We start from the raw sequence: 18,462 nt of genomic DNA, 5'->3' as shown, positions 1-18,462 counted from the left end.
ATAATCTGTATTGTACTATACATCTAATCAATATAAATTTTTCTGTTGATTAGGAGTATCATCCATAACTAAATAATTATTATTCTAGATAGTAGAGTCAGAAGTGCTATCTAAAAGCTCTGAATTAGAGTTTTCATCAATTATTTCAGATTTTTTTTGTTGTTCCTTTTCCTTAGCTTGCATATCTATACATGAAATATTTAATATATGTGAGATTTTTTCAAGTATATAATTACTATATCTCAGCTGGCTATATATAGAATTGAAAACAACAAATCCCCAAATGATTATTATCATAAAAGTTATTAAAGATAAGATTCCTAATATTTTCAATATAATATCTAAGTAAACCATAAGATACCTCCAATTTATTTACACATTATTATAAATATTATATCACATGTTTACAATTGGAAAAGAAGAATTTTGTGTTAACTTGCTCAGAATTGTTTATTTTGAAATAAATGAGTAAATAATTTTAAATATAGGAGGTGTTGTGGTGAAGAAAATAATATTTACAGTACTTTGCATTATAATAATTTTAGCAGGAATATCTATTGAGAAAGATAAATTAAATTCTGTAAAATATAGTAAAGTGAATTATATAACTTACAATATGAATGTAAATCCTGAAGATTTACAGTTAACAAGAGAAAATACTGTAAGAGATAAAGATTTGCTAATAACACTTTTTGAAGGTTTAGTAAAAGAAGATAACAATGGAGAAATAGTACCAGCACTTGCAAAGGAGATAATAACTTCAGAAGATGGCTTAGAATACACTTTTATATTAAGAGAGGATATATATTATAGTACAGGAGAAAAAATTACTGCAGAGGCAATTAAGAGTTTTTTTAAAGGATTTTTAAGTGATAGAAATAATGTATATGCTAGTAGTTTAGATTGTATATATGGAGCTAAGGAGTTTAGAGAAGGAATTGGTGATTTTTCAAATGTGGCAATAAACGTAAAAGATGATAGTACCATAGCTATTAGACTAAATTATAAAAATCCTTATTTTATTAATATCATAGCTAACCCAGTATTTAACATTAGAGATTACGGAACCCTGGATAAGTATAAGGAAAATTTTACTTCAATAAGGTATACAGGTCCCTTTGTAATTAAAGATGTAAAGAATGATGGGATCTACATAGAAAAAAATCAAAAGCATTATGAAAGAATTAAAATTACTGATGAAACTATTAGAATTACATTTTTAAACAGCGAAGAAAATACTTTAGCTATTTTTGAAAAGTCGACGGATACCAATACAGATTATTTTTCAGGTGGTATTGATATAATGATGGATGCTCCAATAAATGAACTTTTAAGATTATCTCAAAATTCAATGGTGAAAAGTTTTAATGGTTCAGCTGTATATTATTTAAGTTTTAACCCGGATAAAGAAACTGTTGGTGGAGATGTAAATTTTAGAATAGCTATAAACTCACTTTTATCAAAGGAATACTACTCTCAACTTATATGCAAAGAATTACTTACTCCAGCTACATCCTATGTGATGGAAACAGATGAAACAGAACAAGTATTCTCGATTTTTGGAGATACTGAAAAAGCTAAAGAATTCTTTAACAAGGTCAATATCAATGAAAATCCTGAAATAAGAGTAATTTTTGAAAAAAATAACTTGAATAGGAGAATTGTTGAAGATTTAAGTATTGATATTAAAGAGTGTACTGATTCAGAAATAGTTTTAAAAGAATATTCTAAAGAAGAGTTGAAAAATGCTGTTGATAAAGGAGATTATGATATAGTATTGCAGAGGTTTGATTTCAGCTATAGAAATCCTGGAGAGTATTTTGAGAGTTTCCATAAGATTTCTAATAATAATCTTATTTCATATGAAAATGAAGAATATTACAATCTTATTAATTCTGCAAAATATGAAATGAATGACGAAAAAAGAAAAATTATTTATGAGGAATGTGAAAAAATACTAAGAAATCAGTTAATATCTATACCTATATATAATATTAACAATGTTATTTGCGTTAAAGAAGGTATAAACCAAGTGTATGTAACTACCACTGGAAATATAAGATTAGAAAAAGTTAAAGAAGTACCTTAAATTTAAGGTACTTCTTTATTAGAAATCTAAAATTGTATTTAAATAAATAATTGTAAAAAAGTTAAACATGTTTTTACAAGAATCAAAACTATGTTTATAATGTTTATAACTTTCTTTCTTTCTATTTAAAGAAATATTTTTAACAAAAATAGGTGCTAAATCATTAGTATCATTATTTACATAAGAAGAAAATCTAAAATAATTATCATCTAATAGGTCTTCTGCCTTACATGAAAAATTCCTATATCTTTCAGGGTTATCAAGACTAGGAGCTTCCGGCCACCTAAGTATAATTCCAGAGCTTACTACCTGTTTTTTATAAAGACCATGAATTTTAGAAGCTAGCTCGGTTTTTTCATTGTCACTTAATAAAGACTCTTGAATCATAAATACATAAAGATATAGAATTATTTCATCTGAAGAAAATTTGTTTTCTTTTTCAGAAATGTCTTTTATAAAAATACCATCATCATTATTATATAATTTTTCTAGGTTATTAAAGATTTTAAAGGCTGCATCTTTAAAATGAGATAAATTGGTATTTTTATAAGTTAATATAGAGTTTATATAGCATAAACAAGAAATATCTATATTATCTCTAATTACAGAAGGTGGCATATGATTGATGTTTTCAATCATTAATTCAGAAAAATCTACTAGTAATTCCTTAGCTTTCTCCAGTTTTGAACATTCATAAAGAATATTGAAGGCTAAACATATTTTAACTAACTCATCGTGAGAAGTATTATATATTTCTTGTTTTAGACTTGAGAATAGATTCATTATATCTAGAGCAAAGGATTGAAAGTTTTCATTATTGTCTTCTGAAAGTGTAGCACATTTATAATATGCTGCCATAAGAAGAGCTTGTGTTGAAAATTTAAACTTCATATTCTTGTCTGTAAGAAAATATTCTTTTTGAAGAGGATCAGTAGAATCATATTTATCAACAAATACCCCCTCACTATTACGGCAATAAAGAGCAAAAAATTCTAATTGCTCAATGGATAGGTCAACATAGTATTTGCTAAGTTTATATTTATCCTCATCAATATCTTTAAATTTTCTATAATAGTCAGATAAGTACAGCAAACCAAGGGTCATATACCCATTAGCACATATGTTTATTTCTCTTTTAAACTTGCGATGATTCCAAAGTAATTTATCTTTTTCTTTCAAAAGTTTTCCGTCAGCTTTTCTATATACACATAATAGTGGAGAAATAACGCTATTTGTGATATCATCATCATTAGGTAAAGGTTTAATTTTTAAGTTTGCATTTCTAGATATAATTCCACATCCAGAGTGTAGAACTATATGTCTAAGGGACTCTTTAGAAAAATGAAACAATTGACTTTTTATATTGTCATTGTTTAGTATGTTAATTCTTAAAAAAGGTCCTATATATCTCAAAATAACACCACCAGAATATTAGTTATATTTAATAATATGATATGAGAAGTGAAAATGTGCTAAAAACACAATAGTTTTTTTAGGTTAGGAGAATTTATATGAGGGTAGGAAAATTAAATTGGAATGAACTAAAGTACATAATAGATAACCATAAAGGGAAAGAGCGGAAGGAAGTAGAAGTATCTAACGGCATAGGAGAAGATTGTGCCATTATAAATTTTGGCAGTAATCAATGCGTAATTTCTACAGACCCTGTAACTGGTGCAGAGGAAAATATAGGTAAAATTGCAGTTAACATTAACTGTAATGATATAGCTTCCTGTGGAGTCGAGCCATTAGGAATCTTGGTTACCATATTAGCACCACCAAAGACTACTATACAAGAATTACATGATCTTATGAAAGAAATTCATGAAGAAGCATGTAAAGTAAATGTTCAAATTATAGGTGGCCATACTGAAATAACAGAAGCTGTTAATAAGATAGTGGTTTCGTGTACGGCTATTGGAAAAAGTAATGTTAATAGTGCTATTAGCACATCAGGAGCAAAAGTAGGGGATAGCATAATAGTTACTAAACAACTATGCCTTGAAGGAACTTCAATATTGGTTAATGATTATGAAGAGAGATGCAGGAGTATATTAACAGATGAAGAGATTGAAGAAGCAAGAGGCTATGTGGAGAGCATAAGTGTAGTGAAAGAAGGAAAAATAGGTGGAATAGCTAAAGCAACATCTATGCATGATATAACAGAGGGTGGAGTTTTAGGAGCATTATGGGAAGTTGCTAATGCAAGTAATGTAGGATTTAAGGTTAATAAATCTAAAATGCCAATTACAGAAATTACAAGGAAAGTATGTAAAGAATTTAATATAGATCCATTAAGACTAATATCATCAGGTAGTATGCTTATAACTACTGATAATCCAGAAAAGTTGTTAAAATCTTTTGATGATAATGGAATTAAGGCTACTGAAATAGGAGAAATAACTAAGAGTAAAGGTATAGTAATAGATGATAAAGAAATCAATGAAGTGACTCCGCCAGAAGCAGATGAGTTATTTAACATATAGTAGACATTTAAGAAGGAGAATTTGTAATGAAAAGAGTAATAGTTGCTAGTAATAATCATCATAAAATTGTAGAAATAAAGGAGATTCTTAAAGAGTTTGATTTAGAGGTAGTATCTTTAAAAGAAGCTGATATAGATATAGATGTAGAAGAAACAGGCACTACATTTATGGAAAATGCATACATAAAGGCTAAGGCAATTCATGAAATTTGTAAAGATGTACTTGTTTTATCTGATGATTCAGGATTATCAGTAGAAGTATTAAATGGAGCTCCGGGAATATATTCTGCTAGATATAGTGGTGAACATGGAAATTCAGTGGAAAATAATAAAAAGTTAATAAGAGAGTTAGAAGGTGTGCCTTTTAATGAACGAAAAGCAAAATTTATATGTGCTATGGTTTTAATAGTTAATGATAAAGATATTATCAAAGTTCAAGGTGAAGTAGAAGGTTTAATATTAGAGAAATACAAAGAGTGTGAAGGATTTGGATATGATCCTTTATTCTACGTGCCAGAACTAAAGGCTACATTTAATGATGTACCTTCTAAAGTGAAAAATGCTATAAGTCATAGAGGAAATGCATTATCTAAGTTAACAGAAGAGATGAAAAAATATTTATAGTCTACATGTAATAATTTTACTTGTTATATATTTAAATAGTTCCATGTATAAATATATTTATTTTTACATAGTGAACTATTTAAATTTATTCCGTGTGTTGAGTATTAAATTACATAATTTGTTAATTGCATTTAAGTTTATTTTGATATAGACAGAGAATTTAGTAGTAACAATATAAGTCATTAGTATTTATAAGGTATATAAGAGAAAAGAAGGTAAAATAAGGACTTGAAGAGAATTTACAATAAAAACTGTCAAAATTTAATTAAAAACTTCAAAAAAGGTGTTGACTAATTAAAGGGAAGTCTGTATAATAAATTTTGTCGTTAAGGTTATTAATCAAACGGCACTGATTAAGATATATCGGGGTGTGGCGCAGATGGGAGCGCGCGTGGTTTGGGACCATGAGGTCGCAGGTTCAATCCCTGTCACCCCGACCATTTTAAATTAAATATATGCGGGTGTAACTCAATGGTAGAGTGCTAGCCTTCCAAGCTAGTTACGAGGGTTCGATTCCCTTCACCCGCTCCAAAATATGCGTTTTTAGCTCAGCTGGATAGAGCAACGCCCTTCTAAGGCGTGGGCCAGGGGTTCGAATCCCTTAAGACGCACCATATATGGTGAACGTAGTTCAGTTGGTAGAGCGCCAGATTGTGGTTCTGGTTGTCGTGGGTTCGAGTCCCATCGTTCACCCCATTAAATTTTGGGATATCGCCAAGCGGTAAGGCACCAGACTTTGACTCTGGCATTCGTAGGTTCAAATCCTGCTATCCCAGCCAGATGGTTCACTAGCTCAGTCGGTAGAGCACATGACTTTTAATCATGGTGTCCGGGGTTCGATCCCCCGGTGAGCCACCAAAAATGAAACATGCAGGTGTGGCGGAATTGGCAGACGCACTAGACTTAGGATCTAGCGCCTTAGGCGTGGGGGTTCGACTCCCTTCACCTGCACCAATCATAAAAATAAAAAAATGCGGGAGTGGCTCAGTGGTAGAGCGTCACCTTGCCAAGGTGAACGTCGCGAGTTCGAATCTCGTCTTCCGCTCCAAATGCGGGTGTAACTCAATGGTAGAGTGCTAGCCTTCCAAGCTAGTTACGAGGGTTCGATTCCCTTCACCCGCTCCATTTTTTATTTTTTGAGAAGGTGTTTTATAAGGAATTCATATTTTATTTTTGCACCCATAGCTCAGCTGGATAGAGCGCTGGACTTCGAATCCATCGGTGGCAGGTTCAAATCCTGTTGGGTGTACCATGAATGTAGTGATATCGACGATTTCAGTAGATGAAATCGTTGGTATTTTTTTATTTTATTATTAATTTATGATTAATGATGAAATTTACTCAGGAACAACAATATTATAGGAAATGATAGAGTAAAAAAGTAAAAAATAAGCACTAATGAGTTAAATCAATAGTGCTTATTTTAATATTGAAAGTTATTTTTCAACTGTAATTTCCGTATTATGTTTATTTATCAAATAACAATATAAATTCTTAACAAGAATTTTAACAATGTTATATATAGGAACTGCAAGGAAGGCTGCGAAGAAACCTCCAAAGTATACACTTATGGTAACTACTAAAATAGTTGTCAGTGGATGCATATTCAGTTGGTTACCAGTGATATTAGGGGTTATAACATTGCCTTCTAACTGCTGAACAATAACTGTAAGAATTATTATTTTAAGTACCATACCAAAGCCCATACTTAAGGATATAAGGATAGCTGGAATAATTCCCAGTATTACACCTAAGAAAGGAATAAAGGCAGTTATAAGAGAAAATAGAGATAGAACAAGAGCATTAGGCATTCCGATGATTACATAACCTATAAACATAAGAACTCCGATGACACAAGCAACCATAATCTGTGAAGTAATGTATTGTTTTAATACTGTATCAATTTCATGGAGTATTTTCAATATAATACTTTTAAATTTTCTTGGAAGAAAGGAAGTGAAAGTATTATATATTTTTTTGTCATCTTTAAGTATATAAAACATTATTATTGGTATTAAAATCATCTGAGCTACAAAATTACCTATAGAACTAGCAAATACATATATGTTTTTACTTATGTCTGTAAAAGAATTTACTAAATAGTTAGCGGCTTTTTGAAGTAATTCACCAATATTTAAAAATTCATTAATTTGTGGAAATAAGTAGCTATATTTATCTGCTAAGTTCTGTACGGATTCAATAATAGCTATGGTTAAACTTTCACCTTGAGTAGCTATTATCGATGAAGAATATATAAGCATATATACAATTAATACAATTATCAATAGTATTGAAAGGGCTGTAGCTATTCCACTTGATAATTTCCTGTTTTGAAGAAACCTTTTCACGGGTCTCACTAGATAGTAAAGAAAAATTGCTAAAACTATAGGTATAAACATAGCATTAAGAATTGTAGTTATAGGAGATAGTACAAAATTCATTTTACTGAAGAGTCCTATAGCCAATAGAATTAAATTTATTATTAAAAGAATTTGTATTATTTTAGTAAAATTTTTATTTTTATTCATTTTTTCCTCCTCTAATTTAAAATTTAGAATAATGAAGACTTTGAGATTTATTTAACTATAATTAAGCTAATGTCATTATATACCATAACATAAATGATTAAAAAAATACATGCTAGAAAATTAAAACTAGCATGTTAGTTTTCTAGATTATTTAGTTGTGCAAGGTAGAAAGAATTTTAGGGTATTCTTCATCTACAGCTCTAAATATTATAGAAAGCATTTGGAAAACTAAATCTGCATCAAAGTTATCATTAAATGGTAGGGATACTTTTGCACTTATAATTTCATTATCCTCATAAAAGGATACATATTTATATGTAGAGTTTAATTCATTGAATAAAGCATATAACTTATATTTATCTTGAGCTTTAGATATAGAGGCTATATTAAAGCAGAAGATGTCAGCTAATGTATCATCATCTCTTAATGATATAACAGCTCTTCTATCTTGGCCACCTCCCAGAACTGGTTTAGTAACTCCGTTTATAGTGATCTTTTCAGGAAATGAAAAGATGGTAAATTCATCTACATTGAGTCCTTTGTTTAATGGAAGTCTATGTTCTTCTATATATTTTTCAAATTCTATAGCATTATTTCTCATACTATTTCCCCCTTGAATAAAATTTATATAAATATATTTTTTGAATATTATACATATTATAATGTATTAGTAATTATCTCATAAAAGAGATGGTTAGTAAATAGAATTGTATAACTTATAAGTATATGATTTAAATTATAATTTATTACTAACCTGTGGATAAACTTGGGGATTATGTGGAAAAAAATGTAAAAGCATTAACAGGTTAAGAAATTTTACTCCTTTTAATCTGTTGAACTTTAGATATTAAATAATCTTGAAGTTGACTACAAGTTTCTTTATCCATTTGATTTACACCATCTAGCCTATAGTCTATACTTAAACTCTCATACTTATTTACACCTAAAAGATGATAAGGTAATAATTCTATTTTATCTACATTAGGAATTTCTTCATTTATTATACTAGCTATTTTATCCATATGCTCTAAAGTATCTGTATAACCAGGAACTACCACATGCCTAACCCATACACGAGCTTTAGATTTTCTAAGAGCTGACAAGAATAAGTTAACATCTCGTGTATCCCTACCAGTAAGAGTTACATATCCATCACTATTAATATGTTTTACATCTAATAAAACTAGATCAGTATACTTTAATATTTCATCATAGTCACCATGTCCATAGCCAGCGGTATCAATAGCTGTATGAATACCTAATTCTTTGCATTTTTTTAATAATTCTAATAAAAATTCAGGTTGAACAAGAGGGTCTCCACCAGAGAATGTTATACCACCTCCAGAAGGTTGAAAATATGGTTTAAATCTTATGATTTTATTTATAATTTCTTCAGAAGTGACTTCCTTACCATCTTTTAAGTTCCAAGTATCTGGATTGTGGCAATAAGCACACCTTAATTTGCATCCTTGAAAAAATACTACAGTTCTTATACCAGGACCATCAACTAGGCCCATGCTTTCTATTGAGTGAATTCTACCAGTTTTCATTATAAAGCCTCCTTGCAATTTAAACTAAATAACATAATTAACTTTATACAAAAAATAAATTCTATAATTTCTCTATAAAATTAATTTAAGTTTCTTTAAAAATACTAAATATAGTAGAGATATCTAACTAAGACATCTCTACTATGTTGTTATAATCAATTCTTTTTATTCAGATTACATTGATGCGTGGAAAGTTCTGTTAACAACATCTAATTGTTGTTCTCTTGTTAGTTTAATAAAGTTAACAGCATATCCAGAAACTCTTACAGTCAACTGAGGATATTTTTCTGGATGATCCATAGCATCTAATAAAGTTTCTCTATTAAATACATTTACATTTAAGTGATGAGCATTTTGTCCGAAGTATCCATCTAATAAGTTACTTAAGTTTGATATTCTGTTTTCAGAGCATTTTCCTAAAGCATCTGGAATAATTGAGAAAGTATTAGAAATACCATCTTGAGAATATTCATATGGTAATTTAGCTACAGAGTTTAGAGATGCTAAAGAACCGCTACTATCTCTTCCGTGCATAGGATTAGCACCAGGAGCAAATGGCTCACCAGCTTTTCGTCCGCAAGGTGTTGAACCAGTTTTTTTACCATAAACTACGTTTGAAGTTATAGTAAGCACTGATTGAGTGTGATATGCATTTCTGTATGTTTTGTTCTTTTTAACCTTATTCATCATAGTTTCAACTAAGTATACTGCGATATCATCAACTCTATCATCATCATTTCCGTATTTAGGGAAGTCACCTTGGATTTCGAAGTCTACTGCTATTCCTTGTTCATTTCTAATAGGCTTAACTTTAGCATATTTAATTGCAGATAAAGAGTCTGCACATACTGAAAGTCCAGCTATACCACATGCCATTGTTCTAAATACATCTCTATCATGTAAAGCCATTTGTAAAGATTCATAAGAGTATTTATCATGCATATAGTGAATAACATTCAATGTGTTAACATAAAGTTTAGCTAACCATTCTACCATAACATCGAATTTTTCTATAACTTCATCATAGCTTAAGTATTCAGAAGTGATTTTTTCCATCTTAGGAGCAACTTGTACTCCAGATTTTTCATCTACACCACCATTTATAGTGTATAATAAAGTCTTAGCTAAGTTTACTCTAGCTCCAAAGAATTGCATTTGTTTACCAACTTTCATAGCTGATACACAACAAGCTATAGCGTAGTCATCACCCCAATAAGTTGTCATTAAATCGTCATTTTCATACTGAACAGAGCTTGTATCAATAGATACTTTTGAACAGAAATCTTTAAATCCTTGAGGTAATCTTGTTGACCATAGTACAGTTAAGTTTGGCTCAGGTGATGCTCCTAATGTATATAATGTATTAAGCATTCTGAAAGAGTTTTTAGTTACTAATGTTCTTCCATCTAATCCCATACCACCTATTACTTCAGTAACCCAAGTTGGATCTCCGGAGAATAGGTTGTTATAATCAGAAGTTCTTAAAAACTTTACTAATCTTAACTTCATTACAAAGTGATCTACCATTTCTTGAGCATCTTCTTCAGTAAGAATGCCATTATCGATATCTCTTTGAATATATATATCAATGAAAGTAGAAGTTCTACCAAGAGACATAGCAGCACCATTTTGTTGTTTTATTGCACCAAGATACCCAAAATATAACCATTGAATAGCTTCTTGAGCATTTTTAGCAGGAACTGATATATCAAATCCATAACTAGCTGCCATTGCTTTTAACTCGTTAAGAGCCACTATCTGATCAGATAATTCTTCTCTTAATTGAATAACATCAGCATCTATAGTGCTAACTTCTAAACTTTTCTTTTGTTGAATTTTATCTTCTATTAATCTATCTATACCATATAAAGCAACTCTTCTATAGTCACCTATGATTCTACCTCTTCCATAAGCATCTGGTAAACCTGTTACTATACCATACTTTCTAGCTAATTTCATTTCATCTGTATAAGCATCAAAAACTCCTTGATTATGAGTTTTACGATGTTTTGAGAATATTTCAGAAATCAAAGGGTCAATTTCGTATCCATAAGATTTAGCTGCGGTTTCAGCCATTCTTATTCCACCTTGAGGCATAACAGCTCTTTTAAGTGGAGCGTCAGTTTGAACACCAACAATTTTTTCAAGATTCTTATCTATATACCCTGGGTTATATGCATCTATCTTAGATATGGTTTTAGTATCAACATCTAAAACGCCACCGTTTTCTATTTCTTTTTTAAATAATTCGCTTACTTCATTCCACAATTTGTTTGTAGCTTCTGTAGCATCTGTTAAAAATGATGCATCACCTTCATATGGAGTATAGTTAGTTTGAATGAAGTCTCTTACATTAACTTCCTTTTTCCAAGTTTTGCCCTTAAAGCCATTCCATTGAGTAAACATATATAATCCTCCTAAAAAATAATTTTTAATAAAATTAAAGTATAAAACATTTGTTTTATGTACTAAAATTATTAAATAATAATTTAAATTTAAATTTAATTTTATCTCCATCTGTTATAATTGTACAACTATAACAGATGAAAAACAACAGTTTTTTTAATAGGGATAAAAGATTAAAAATTCAGAAAATTCAAACAAGTAAAGGATTAAATTTGCGAAATTTAGTGAAAAAAATAATTGCAAGAAGACATTTAACAATTTTCATTAAAGGTTAATTTGAAGATGAATATAACAGTTTAAATGAAATTTTGAAACAGAGAGAAGTTAATTTGTTGTAAAATGCAATTTCATATATTAAAGTAATAAAGCAATAATAAATGGAAACATAAAACAAAAAATAAAGTTGGTTAATATAATTAAATAAATTAATTGTAAATTTAAATTGATTTGGTATAAAAAAATGTTAATTTATAATAAGTTGAGTTATAATAAGTTATGAGAATATAATTATTAATCAAAATGTATAGTGAAATAATAAAGTTAACTATGGAGGTAAAAGCTGTGAGGAAAAAGCCAAGTATGTTTAGTAAGGATTATCGCAGACAGTTAAAGCTGAGGCGTATAAAATATATGATTATATTTTTAATTATAATAATGGTTATTGGGATAACTGGATTAGTTTTTACTAATAGAGAAGGAATAGTGGCTATAAAAAATTTTTTTATTAAAGAAAGTACAGAGGAAAATAACTATAAATCAGAAGAAAATAAGAATAAAACTGAAGAAAATTCTGAAGAGGAAAGTGTTGTAGAGGAAAAGTCTACTAAAACCTATTCAGATGTAGTTCTTAAATCAGGAAAAAAAGTTACTATTAATTATGAAGAAAAAGATCAAGTTAAGAAAATCAACACAATTGATTCAGATTCACAAGTTAAATGTAGTATAGCCCCATCACAAGAAATGATTTTAATTTTAGACAAAGAAGCTCAAGATATGTATATTTTAAATAGTAACGAGAAACTAATAAATATTACCAATGAACAGTACGTATCAACTACTAATGAAGTATTTAACAAGGAAAACGTATTAAAATATAATCCTTCTTATAAATGGGTTGAAAGTGCACAATTTATTGACAATACACATATTGCATATTCTAGTAGCTTGCCTTGGATAAATAACAGTGATGATAAGTATTTGTGGATATATAATATGGAGAGTAATACCCATAGAGGATTTTATAATGTAAAAGGAAAAACTTTTGAAGTGGGACAAATAACAGATAAGGGTCTTACTATATCTTTAGACAATAAGGAAATAGTTGTGGATAAAGATGGTAAAATAGTTGAATAAATATATCATGGGAAAAAGTATTGTACATAATAATAGTATTATTGTATAATTTATTAGGTAATATTTAATTTATTATCATAAATTTAGAGAATGATGATGTATCTGACTAACAGTTAAATAATTAAATGTACTATTTACTTTACTAAATTTATGTTATAATTTTAAGAAATACAGAGTTGGGAATATTAGGAGGAAGAAATAATGAACGTTAAAATGGAGAAGCTAGAAAAAAACGTTGTTAAATTTGAAGTAACAATAGGAGCAGATAAATTTGCAGAAGCTGTTAAAAAATCTTATGCAAAAAATGCGAAAAAATTCAATGTGCCTGGATTTAGAAAAGGTAAGGCTCCAATGAATATAATTAAACAATACTATGGTGAAGGTGCATTATATGAGGATGCTATAAACTACATATATGAAACTACTTATCCAGAAGTATTAGCAGAAAATAATATAAATCCAGTAGATTATCCATCAATTGATATTGTTCAAATTGGTGAAGGTAAGGAATTTATATATACTGCGTCAGTACCAGTAGTACCAGAAGTTGAATTAGGTGCTTATAAAGGAATAGAAGCAAAGAAAGAAGTAGTAGAAGTTACAGATGAGGATGTAGAAAATAAATTAAAAGAATTACAAGCTCAAAATACAAGAGTAGAAGTTAAAGAGGGAGCTGTTGAAAAAGGTGATATAGCTGTTATAGACTTCAAAGGTTATGTAGATGAAGTTGCTTTTGAAGGCGGAGAAGCTAAAGATTACGAATTAGAAATTGGTTCAGGTAGCTTTATTGATAACTTTGAAGATCAATTAATTGGATTAACAGCTGGAGAGTCTAAAGACGTAAAGGTTAATTTCCCAGAACAATATGGAAAAGAAGATTTAAATGGAAAACCAGCTAAATTTGAGGTAACAGTTAAATCAGTTAAGAAAAAAGAATTACCAGAAATAACTGATGAATTTGCTAGTGAGGTTTCAGAATTTGAAACTTTAGAGGAACTTAGAAACAATATAAGAGAAGAATTAGTAAAAGCTAACGAGTTGAAAGCAATAAATGAATATGAAATGGCTGTTATAGAAACTGTAGTAGCTAATGCTAATGTGGAAATTCCAGATGCTATGGTAAATAGAGAATTAGATGGAATGCTACAAGATTTAGAAAATAGATTAAAGTATCAAGGTTTAGATATAGAAAGTTACTTCAAGTTTACAAATACTTCAGAAGCTGACTTTAGAGAACAAATGAAAGATATAGCAACTAAAAATGTTAAAAATGAATTAGTATTAGGTGAAATTGCTAAAGCTGAGAAAATTGAAGCATCAGAAGATGAGATAAGAGAAAAAGCTACAGAGATTGCTAGTAAGTATGGTGAAGCTGAGAAAATGGAAGAAACTGTTGATAGATTAGTTCAAGTTCAAAGAGAATACCTTGGAACTCAAATAGTAAATGAAAAAATTAAGAACATGATAATGGAAAATAGCAAAACTATTTAAGTTAATTAATAATTGCCAGTATATACTGGCAATTATTTTAAATAAAATAGGTTAAAATAATTTTAATGAGGATATAATAGTAAATATTCTAATATATTTACAATAGTAAGGAGGTTGTAATTATGAGTTATATACCAATGGTTGTAGAGCAAACTGGTAAGGGCGAGCGATCTTATGATATATATTCTAGATTATTAAAAGAAAGAATTATTTTTTTATCTGATGAAGTAAATGATGTTACTGCTAGTTTAATTGTAGCACAACTTTTATTTTTAGAGTCAGAGGATCCAGATAAGGATATATATCTATATATAAATAGCCCTGGTGGTTCAATAACTTCTGGAATGGCAATTTATGATACGATGAACTATATAAAGCCAGAGGTTTCTACAATTTGTGTAGGAATGGCTGCATCTATGGGAGCTTTTCTACTTGCAGCAGGACAAAAGGGAAAAAGATATGCGCTTCCTAACAGTGAGATAATGATACATCAGCCGTTAGGTGGATTTAAAGGTCAAGCAACTGACATTGATATTCATGCTAAAAGAATATTAAAGATAAAAGAAACTCTTAATGAAATATTAAGTGAAAGAACAGGCAAGCCTTTAGATAAAATAAAACAAGATGTTGAAAGAGATTATTTTATGTCCGCGGATGAAGCTAAGGAATATGGATTAGTAGATGAAGTAATTGTTAAAAAGAAATAGCTTTAAAGGGGTGTCAACATGCCAAGAAATGAAGAAAAGAAAAAATTTAAATGTTCTTTTTGTGGAAAAAGTGAAGAGCAAGTAAGAAGACTTATTGCAGGTCCAGGTGTATATATTTGTGATGAATGCATCGAGCTTTGTTCTGAAATCATAGTAGACGAAAGAGAAGAGGATGTCCAAATTGACATGGGCACATTACCTAAACCTAAAGAAATTAGAAAGTATTTAGATCAATATGTGGTAGGGCAAGATGATGCTAAAAAGGCTTTGTCTGTAGCAGTGTATAATCATTATAAAAGAATAAATTCTAATGTTATGGATAATGATATAGAACTACAAAAAAGTAATATACTTATTTTAGGACCAACTGGTTCAGGTAAAACTTTATTAGCTCAAACACTAGCAAAAATGTTAAATGTACCTTTTGCAATAGCAGATGCTACAACACTTACAGAAGCTGGATATGTAGGTGAGGACGTAGAAAATATATTATTAAAATTAATTCAAAACTCTGATTATGATATAGAAAGAGCTGAAAGAGGCATTATATATATCGACGAAATTGATAAGATTGCACGTAAGTCCGAAAATCCATCTATAACTAGAGATGTTTCTGGTGAAGGGGTTCAGCAAGCTTTACTTAAAATTCTTGAGGGAACTGTATCTTCAGTACCACCACAAGGAGGAAGAAAACATCCACATCAAGAGTTTATCCAAATAAATACATCTAATATATTATTTATTTGTGGTGGAGCTTTTGATGGGTTAGAAAAAATTATAACAAAGAGAACTCAAAAATCAGCCATGGGATTTGGTGCAGAAGTGGTTTCTAAGGAAAAACAAGACTTAGGAGAATTATTTAAGCAAATAATGCCTGGTGATTTACTGAAGTTTGGATTAATTCCAGAGTTTGTAGGAAGAATTCCTGTAATAGTAACTTTAGATAATTTAGATGAAGATGCTCTTGTAAAAATATTAAGTGAACCTAAAAATGCATTAGTGAAGCAGTATCAAAAGTTATTAGAAATTGATGATGTTAGACTTGAATTCGATGAAAATGCTCTTATAGCTATAGCTAAAGAAGCAATAAAGAGAAGCACAGGAGCAAGGGGATTAAGAGCAATAATAGAAGATATAATGCAGGAAATAATGTATGAGATTCCTTCACGTGAAGAAATAGAAAAAGTTATAATTCATGAAGAAACTTTAAATACAAAGATTCCTGAATATATCATTGCAGACAATGGAAAGAGAGAACCTTTAAAAATAGATAGTAAAAAGGGTGTAAAGAGAACACCTGAACTTGCATAATATAAAAACTGCTGAAATTCAGCAGTTTTTTCTTGTTATAGAATATTAATCCAATATATTGTGAATAATACTATTGTGACTTAAATAATTAGTAAAGGGAGGGAAGATTAGTTTGCTTATAAAGTAGGCTAATATTGATATGGAACCAGTAGCGATTTTGATTATGCTAATACAACTATTAGTTACAATAGTAATGGGAATTTACTTCTTTAATGCATTAAAGGGACAAAAATCATCTAAGATTACAATTAATAAAGAGAACACTAAAGAAATTGAAAAGCTGAGAAAGTTAAAAAGTATATGTTTGACTGAGCCTTTAACAGAAAAGAGTAGACCTAGAAATTTTGAAAATATAATTGGTCAAGAAAAGGGTATTAAGGCTTTAAAAGCAGCCATATGTGGTCCAAATCCTCAACATGTTATAATATATGGACCTCCAGGAATAGGAAAAACAGCAGCAGCAAGACTTGTATTAGAAGAGGCAAAACTAATTCCAGCTTCACCATTTAAGGCAGCTTCTTCTTTTGTAGAAATTGATGCTACAACTATAAGATTTGATGAAAGAGGAATAGCGGATCCATTAATAGGATCAGTTCATGATCCAATATATCAGGGGGCGGGTCCATTAGGTGTTATAGGAGTACCACAACCAAAACCTGGAGCAGTTACAAAAGCACATGGAGGAGTCCTATTTATTGATGAGATAGGTGAATTACATCCTATAGAAATGAATAAGTTATTGAAAGTTTTAGAAGATAGAAAAGTATTTTTAGATAGTGCATATTATAATAGTGAAGATCCTAATATGCCATCTTATATTAAAGAGATATTTGAAGAAGGATTGCCTGCTGACTTTAGATTAATAGGTGCAACAACTAGAAGTCCAGAAGAAATTGTTCCAGCTATTAGGTCTAGATGTGTAGAAATATTTTTTAGAGCTCTAGATGGAGATGAAATAGAAATAATTGCAAAGAATGCAGCAGAAAAAATTGGAATATCAATAGACGAAGAAGCAGCAAAACTGGTTGGGATATTTGCTAATAATGGCCGTGATGCTGTAAATTTGGTTCAATTAGCTTGTGGAATTGTAATTAATGAAAATAGAAATACTGTTAGTATAAATGAAATACAATGGGTTATTGAGAACGGACAATACTCACCAAAGCCTAATAAAAAGATATGTGCGAAACCAAAGGTTGGTTATGTAAATGGCCTTGCGGTATATGGTTCAAATGTTGGATCTGTAATGGAAATAGAGGCGACAGCAACAAAGGCAAGAGATAGAGAAGGAATAGTAAAAATAACAGGTATTGTTGAGGAAGAGGAATTAGGAGATAAGGGTAGAAAATTAAAACGAAAAAGCACAGCAAGAAATTCTATTGATAATGTAATTACAGTGTTGGAGAGAATGTACAACATAGATACAAAAAAATACGATATACATGTTAATTTTCCTGGGGGAATACCTGTAGATGGTCCTTCTGCTGGAATAAGTATGACTACTGCAATTTATAGTGCAATAACAGGTAGGAGTGTAGATAATAATATAGCTATGACAGGAGAAATATCTATTCATGGTGAAGTAAAGCCAGTTGGTGGTGTTACAGCTAAGATTACTGGTGCTATAAAAGCTGGTGCAAAAAAGGTTTTAATTCCAAAAGAAAATTGGCAAGAGGTATATAAAGATTATAAAGATATAAAAGTAATACCGGTAAATACTATAAAGGAAGTAATAGATGAAGCAATAATAAAAGAACAAATTCTTCATATAAGCGTAGAAAAAAAAGATCAAGGGTTTGAATTGAATATGTTACCACAATTAGATGCTTAAAGCTAATCCCTATAGAAGTTCAATGGATAAAACTTTTATAGGGATTATTTAATTGAAAAATTATATTTTTATAGGTATAATATACTA

14 protein-coding genes and 10 tRNA genes are annotated in these 18,462 nt (G+C 29.7%); 18 read left to right on the top strand and 6 right to left on the bottom strand.

Features of this window, described 5'->3' with window-relative positions; all coding sequences use genetic code 11:
* Positions 1-84 precede the first annotated feature (84 nt).
* Positions 85-354, bottom strand: a complete 270-nt coding sequence (locus B2P65_RS17585; protein WP_346848990.1) for a hypothetical protein — start codon at positions 352-354, stop codon at positions 85-87.
* A gap of 145 nt (positions 355-499) precedes the next feature.
* Here B2P65_RS17585 and B2P65_RS17580 point away from each other — a divergent pair, with 145 nt between their 5' ends.
* The gene (locus B2P65_RS17580; protein WP_346848991.1) at positions 500-2,089 is read left to right on the top strand and encodes an ABC transporter substrate-binding protein; all 1,590 of its coding nucleotides are present in this window, start codon (positions 500-502) and stop codon (positions 2,087-2,089) included.
* An 18-nt stretch (positions 2,090-2,107) separates the two neighbouring features.
* Here the strand turns inward: B2P65_RS17580 and B2P65_RS17575 are convergent, their stop codons facing one another.
* On the bottom strand, positions 2,108-3,502 hold the full coding sequence (locus tag B2P65_RS17575) for a hypothetical protein (protein ID WP_346848992.1): 1,395 nt from the start codon (positions 3,500-3,502) through the stop codon (positions 2,108-2,110).
* A 98-nt stretch (positions 3,503-3,600) separates the two neighbouring features.
* Between B2P65_RS17575 and B2P65_RS17570 the strand changes: the two genes are divergently transcribed.
* The 12 genes from B2P65_RS17570 to B2P65_RS17515 all read left to right on the top strand — a co-directional run bounded on the left by B2P65_RS17570 (position 3,601) and on the right by B2P65_RS17515 (position 6,450).
* Positions 3,601-4,575, top strand: coding sequence for an AIR synthase family protein (locus tag B2P65_RS17570; RefSeq protein ID WP_346848993.1), 975 nt, complete (start codon positions 3,601-3,603; stop codon positions 4,573-4,575).
* Positions 4,576-4,601: 26 nt separating this feature from the next.
* Entirely contained in the window at positions 4,602-5,198 is a 597-nt protein-coding gene (locus B2P65_RS17565) for an XTP/dITP diphosphatase (RefSeq protein ID WP_346848994.1), read from the top strand.
* Between the two features lie 364 nt (positions 5,199-5,562).
* Positions 5,563-5,638: transfer RNA gene (locus B2P65_RS17560), tRNA-Pro, on the top strand.
* A 17-nt stretch (positions 5,639-5,655) separates the two neighbouring features.
* Positions 5,656-5,729: transfer RNA gene (locus B2P65_RS17555), tRNA-Gly, on the top strand.
* A gap of 6 nt (positions 5,730-5,735) precedes the next feature.
* A tRNA-Arg gene (locus B2P65_RS17550) sits at positions 5,736-5,812 on the top strand.
* Between the two features lie 6 nt (positions 5,813-5,818).
* A tRNA-His gene (locus B2P65_RS17545) sits at positions 5,819-5,894 on the top strand.
* Between the two features lie 8 nt (positions 5,895-5,902).
* Positions 5,903-5,977, top strand: a tRNA-Gln gene (locus tag B2P65_RS17540).
* 3 nt (positions 5,978-5,980) lie between these two features.
* Positions 5,981-6,056, top strand: a tRNA-Lys gene (locus B2P65_RS17535).
* Positions 6,057-6,068: 12 nt separating this feature from the next.
* A tRNA-Leu gene (locus B2P65_RS17530) sits at positions 6,069-6,152 on the top strand.
* Positions 6,153-6,171: 19 nt separating this feature from the next.
* Positions 6,172-6,246 (top strand) — tRNA-Gly (locus B2P65_RS17525).
* Positions 6,247-6,249: 3 nt separating this feature from the next.
* Positions 6,250-6,323, top strand: a tRNA-Gly gene (locus B2P65_RS17520).
* Positions 6,324-6,373: 50 nt separating this feature from the next.
* Positions 6,374-6,450 (top strand) — tRNA-Arg (locus tag B2P65_RS17515).
* 184 nt (positions 6,451-6,634) lie between these two features.
* Here B2P65_RS17515 and B2P65_RS17510 read toward each other — a convergent pair.
* The 4 genes from B2P65_RS17510 to pflB form a co-directional block, all read right to left on the bottom strand.
* Complete coding sequence (locus B2P65_RS17510) at positions 6,635-7,726, bottom strand: AI-2E family transporter (RefSeq protein ID WP_346849254.1); 1,092 nt, start codon at positions 7,724-7,726, stop codon at positions 6,635-6,637.
* A gap of 151 nt (positions 7,727-7,877) precedes the next feature.
* Complete coding sequence (locus B2P65_RS17505) at positions 7,878-8,327, bottom strand: YbjN domain-containing protein (RefSeq protein ID WP_035135659.1); 450 nt, start codon at positions 8,325-8,327, stop codon at positions 7,878-7,880.
* 205 nt (positions 8,328-8,532) lie between these two features.
* Positions 8,533-9,276, bottom strand: coding sequence for a pyruvate formate-lyase-activating protein (gene pflA / locus B2P65_RS17500; protein ID WP_346849253.1), 744 nt, complete (start codon positions 9,274-9,276; stop codon positions 8,533-8,535).
* A gap of 174 nt (positions 9,277-9,450) precedes the next feature.
* A complete protein-coding gene (gene pflB / locus B2P65_RS17495; protein WP_346849252.1) occupies positions 9,451-11,682 on the bottom strand; it encodes a formate C-acetyltransferase in 2,232 nt (743 codons plus the stop codon).
* A gap of 561 nt (positions 11,683-12,243) precedes the next feature.
* Here pflB and B2P65_RS17490 point away from each other — a divergent pair.
* From B2P65_RS17490 to lonB, 5 genes are all read left to right on the top strand, one after another.
* The gene (locus tag B2P65_RS17490) at positions 12,244-13,035 is read left to right on the top strand and encodes a hypothetical protein (protein WP_346849251.1); all 792 of its coding nucleotides are present in this window, start codon (positions 12,244-12,246) and stop codon (positions 13,033-13,035) included.
* A gap of 201 nt (positions 13,036-13,236) precedes the next feature.
* Complete coding sequence (gene tig / locus B2P65_RS17485) at positions 13,237-14,526, top strand: trigger factor (RefSeq protein ID WP_346849250.1); 1,290 nt, start codon at positions 13,237-13,239, stop codon at positions 14,524-14,526.
* Positions 14,527-14,648: 122 nt separating this feature from the next.
* A complete protein-coding gene (gene clpP, locus B2P65_RS17480; RefSeq protein WP_035135664.1) occupies positions 14,649-15,233 on the top strand; it encodes an ATP-dependent Clp endopeptidase proteolytic subunit ClpP in 585 nt (194 codons plus the stop codon).
* Between the two features lie 18 nt (positions 15,234-15,251).
* Positions 15,252-16,544, top strand: coding sequence for an ATP-dependent Clp protease ATP-binding subunit ClpX (gene clpX / locus B2P65_RS17475; RefSeq protein WP_346849249.1), 1,293 nt, complete (start codon positions 15,252-15,254; stop codon positions 16,542-16,544).
* A gap of 139 nt (positions 16,545-16,683) precedes the next feature.
* Positions 16,684-18,375, top strand: a complete 1,692-nt coding sequence (lonB, locus tag B2P65_RS17470; protein WP_346877824.1) for an ATP-dependent protease LonB — start codon at positions 16,684-16,686, stop codon at positions 18,373-18,375.
* The last annotated feature ends 87 nt before the right edge of the window (positions 18,376-18,462 follow it).

This window comes from Clostridium sp. UBA3061 (assembly GCF_002367465.1).
GTDB classification, from domain to species: Bacteria; Bacillota; Clostridia; order Clostridiales; family Clostridiaceae; genus Clostridium_J; species Clostridium_J sulfidigenes.
The sequence above is the reverse complement of the archived record's forward strand: the minus strand, read 5'-3'. Positions and strand labels throughout refer to the sequence as shown.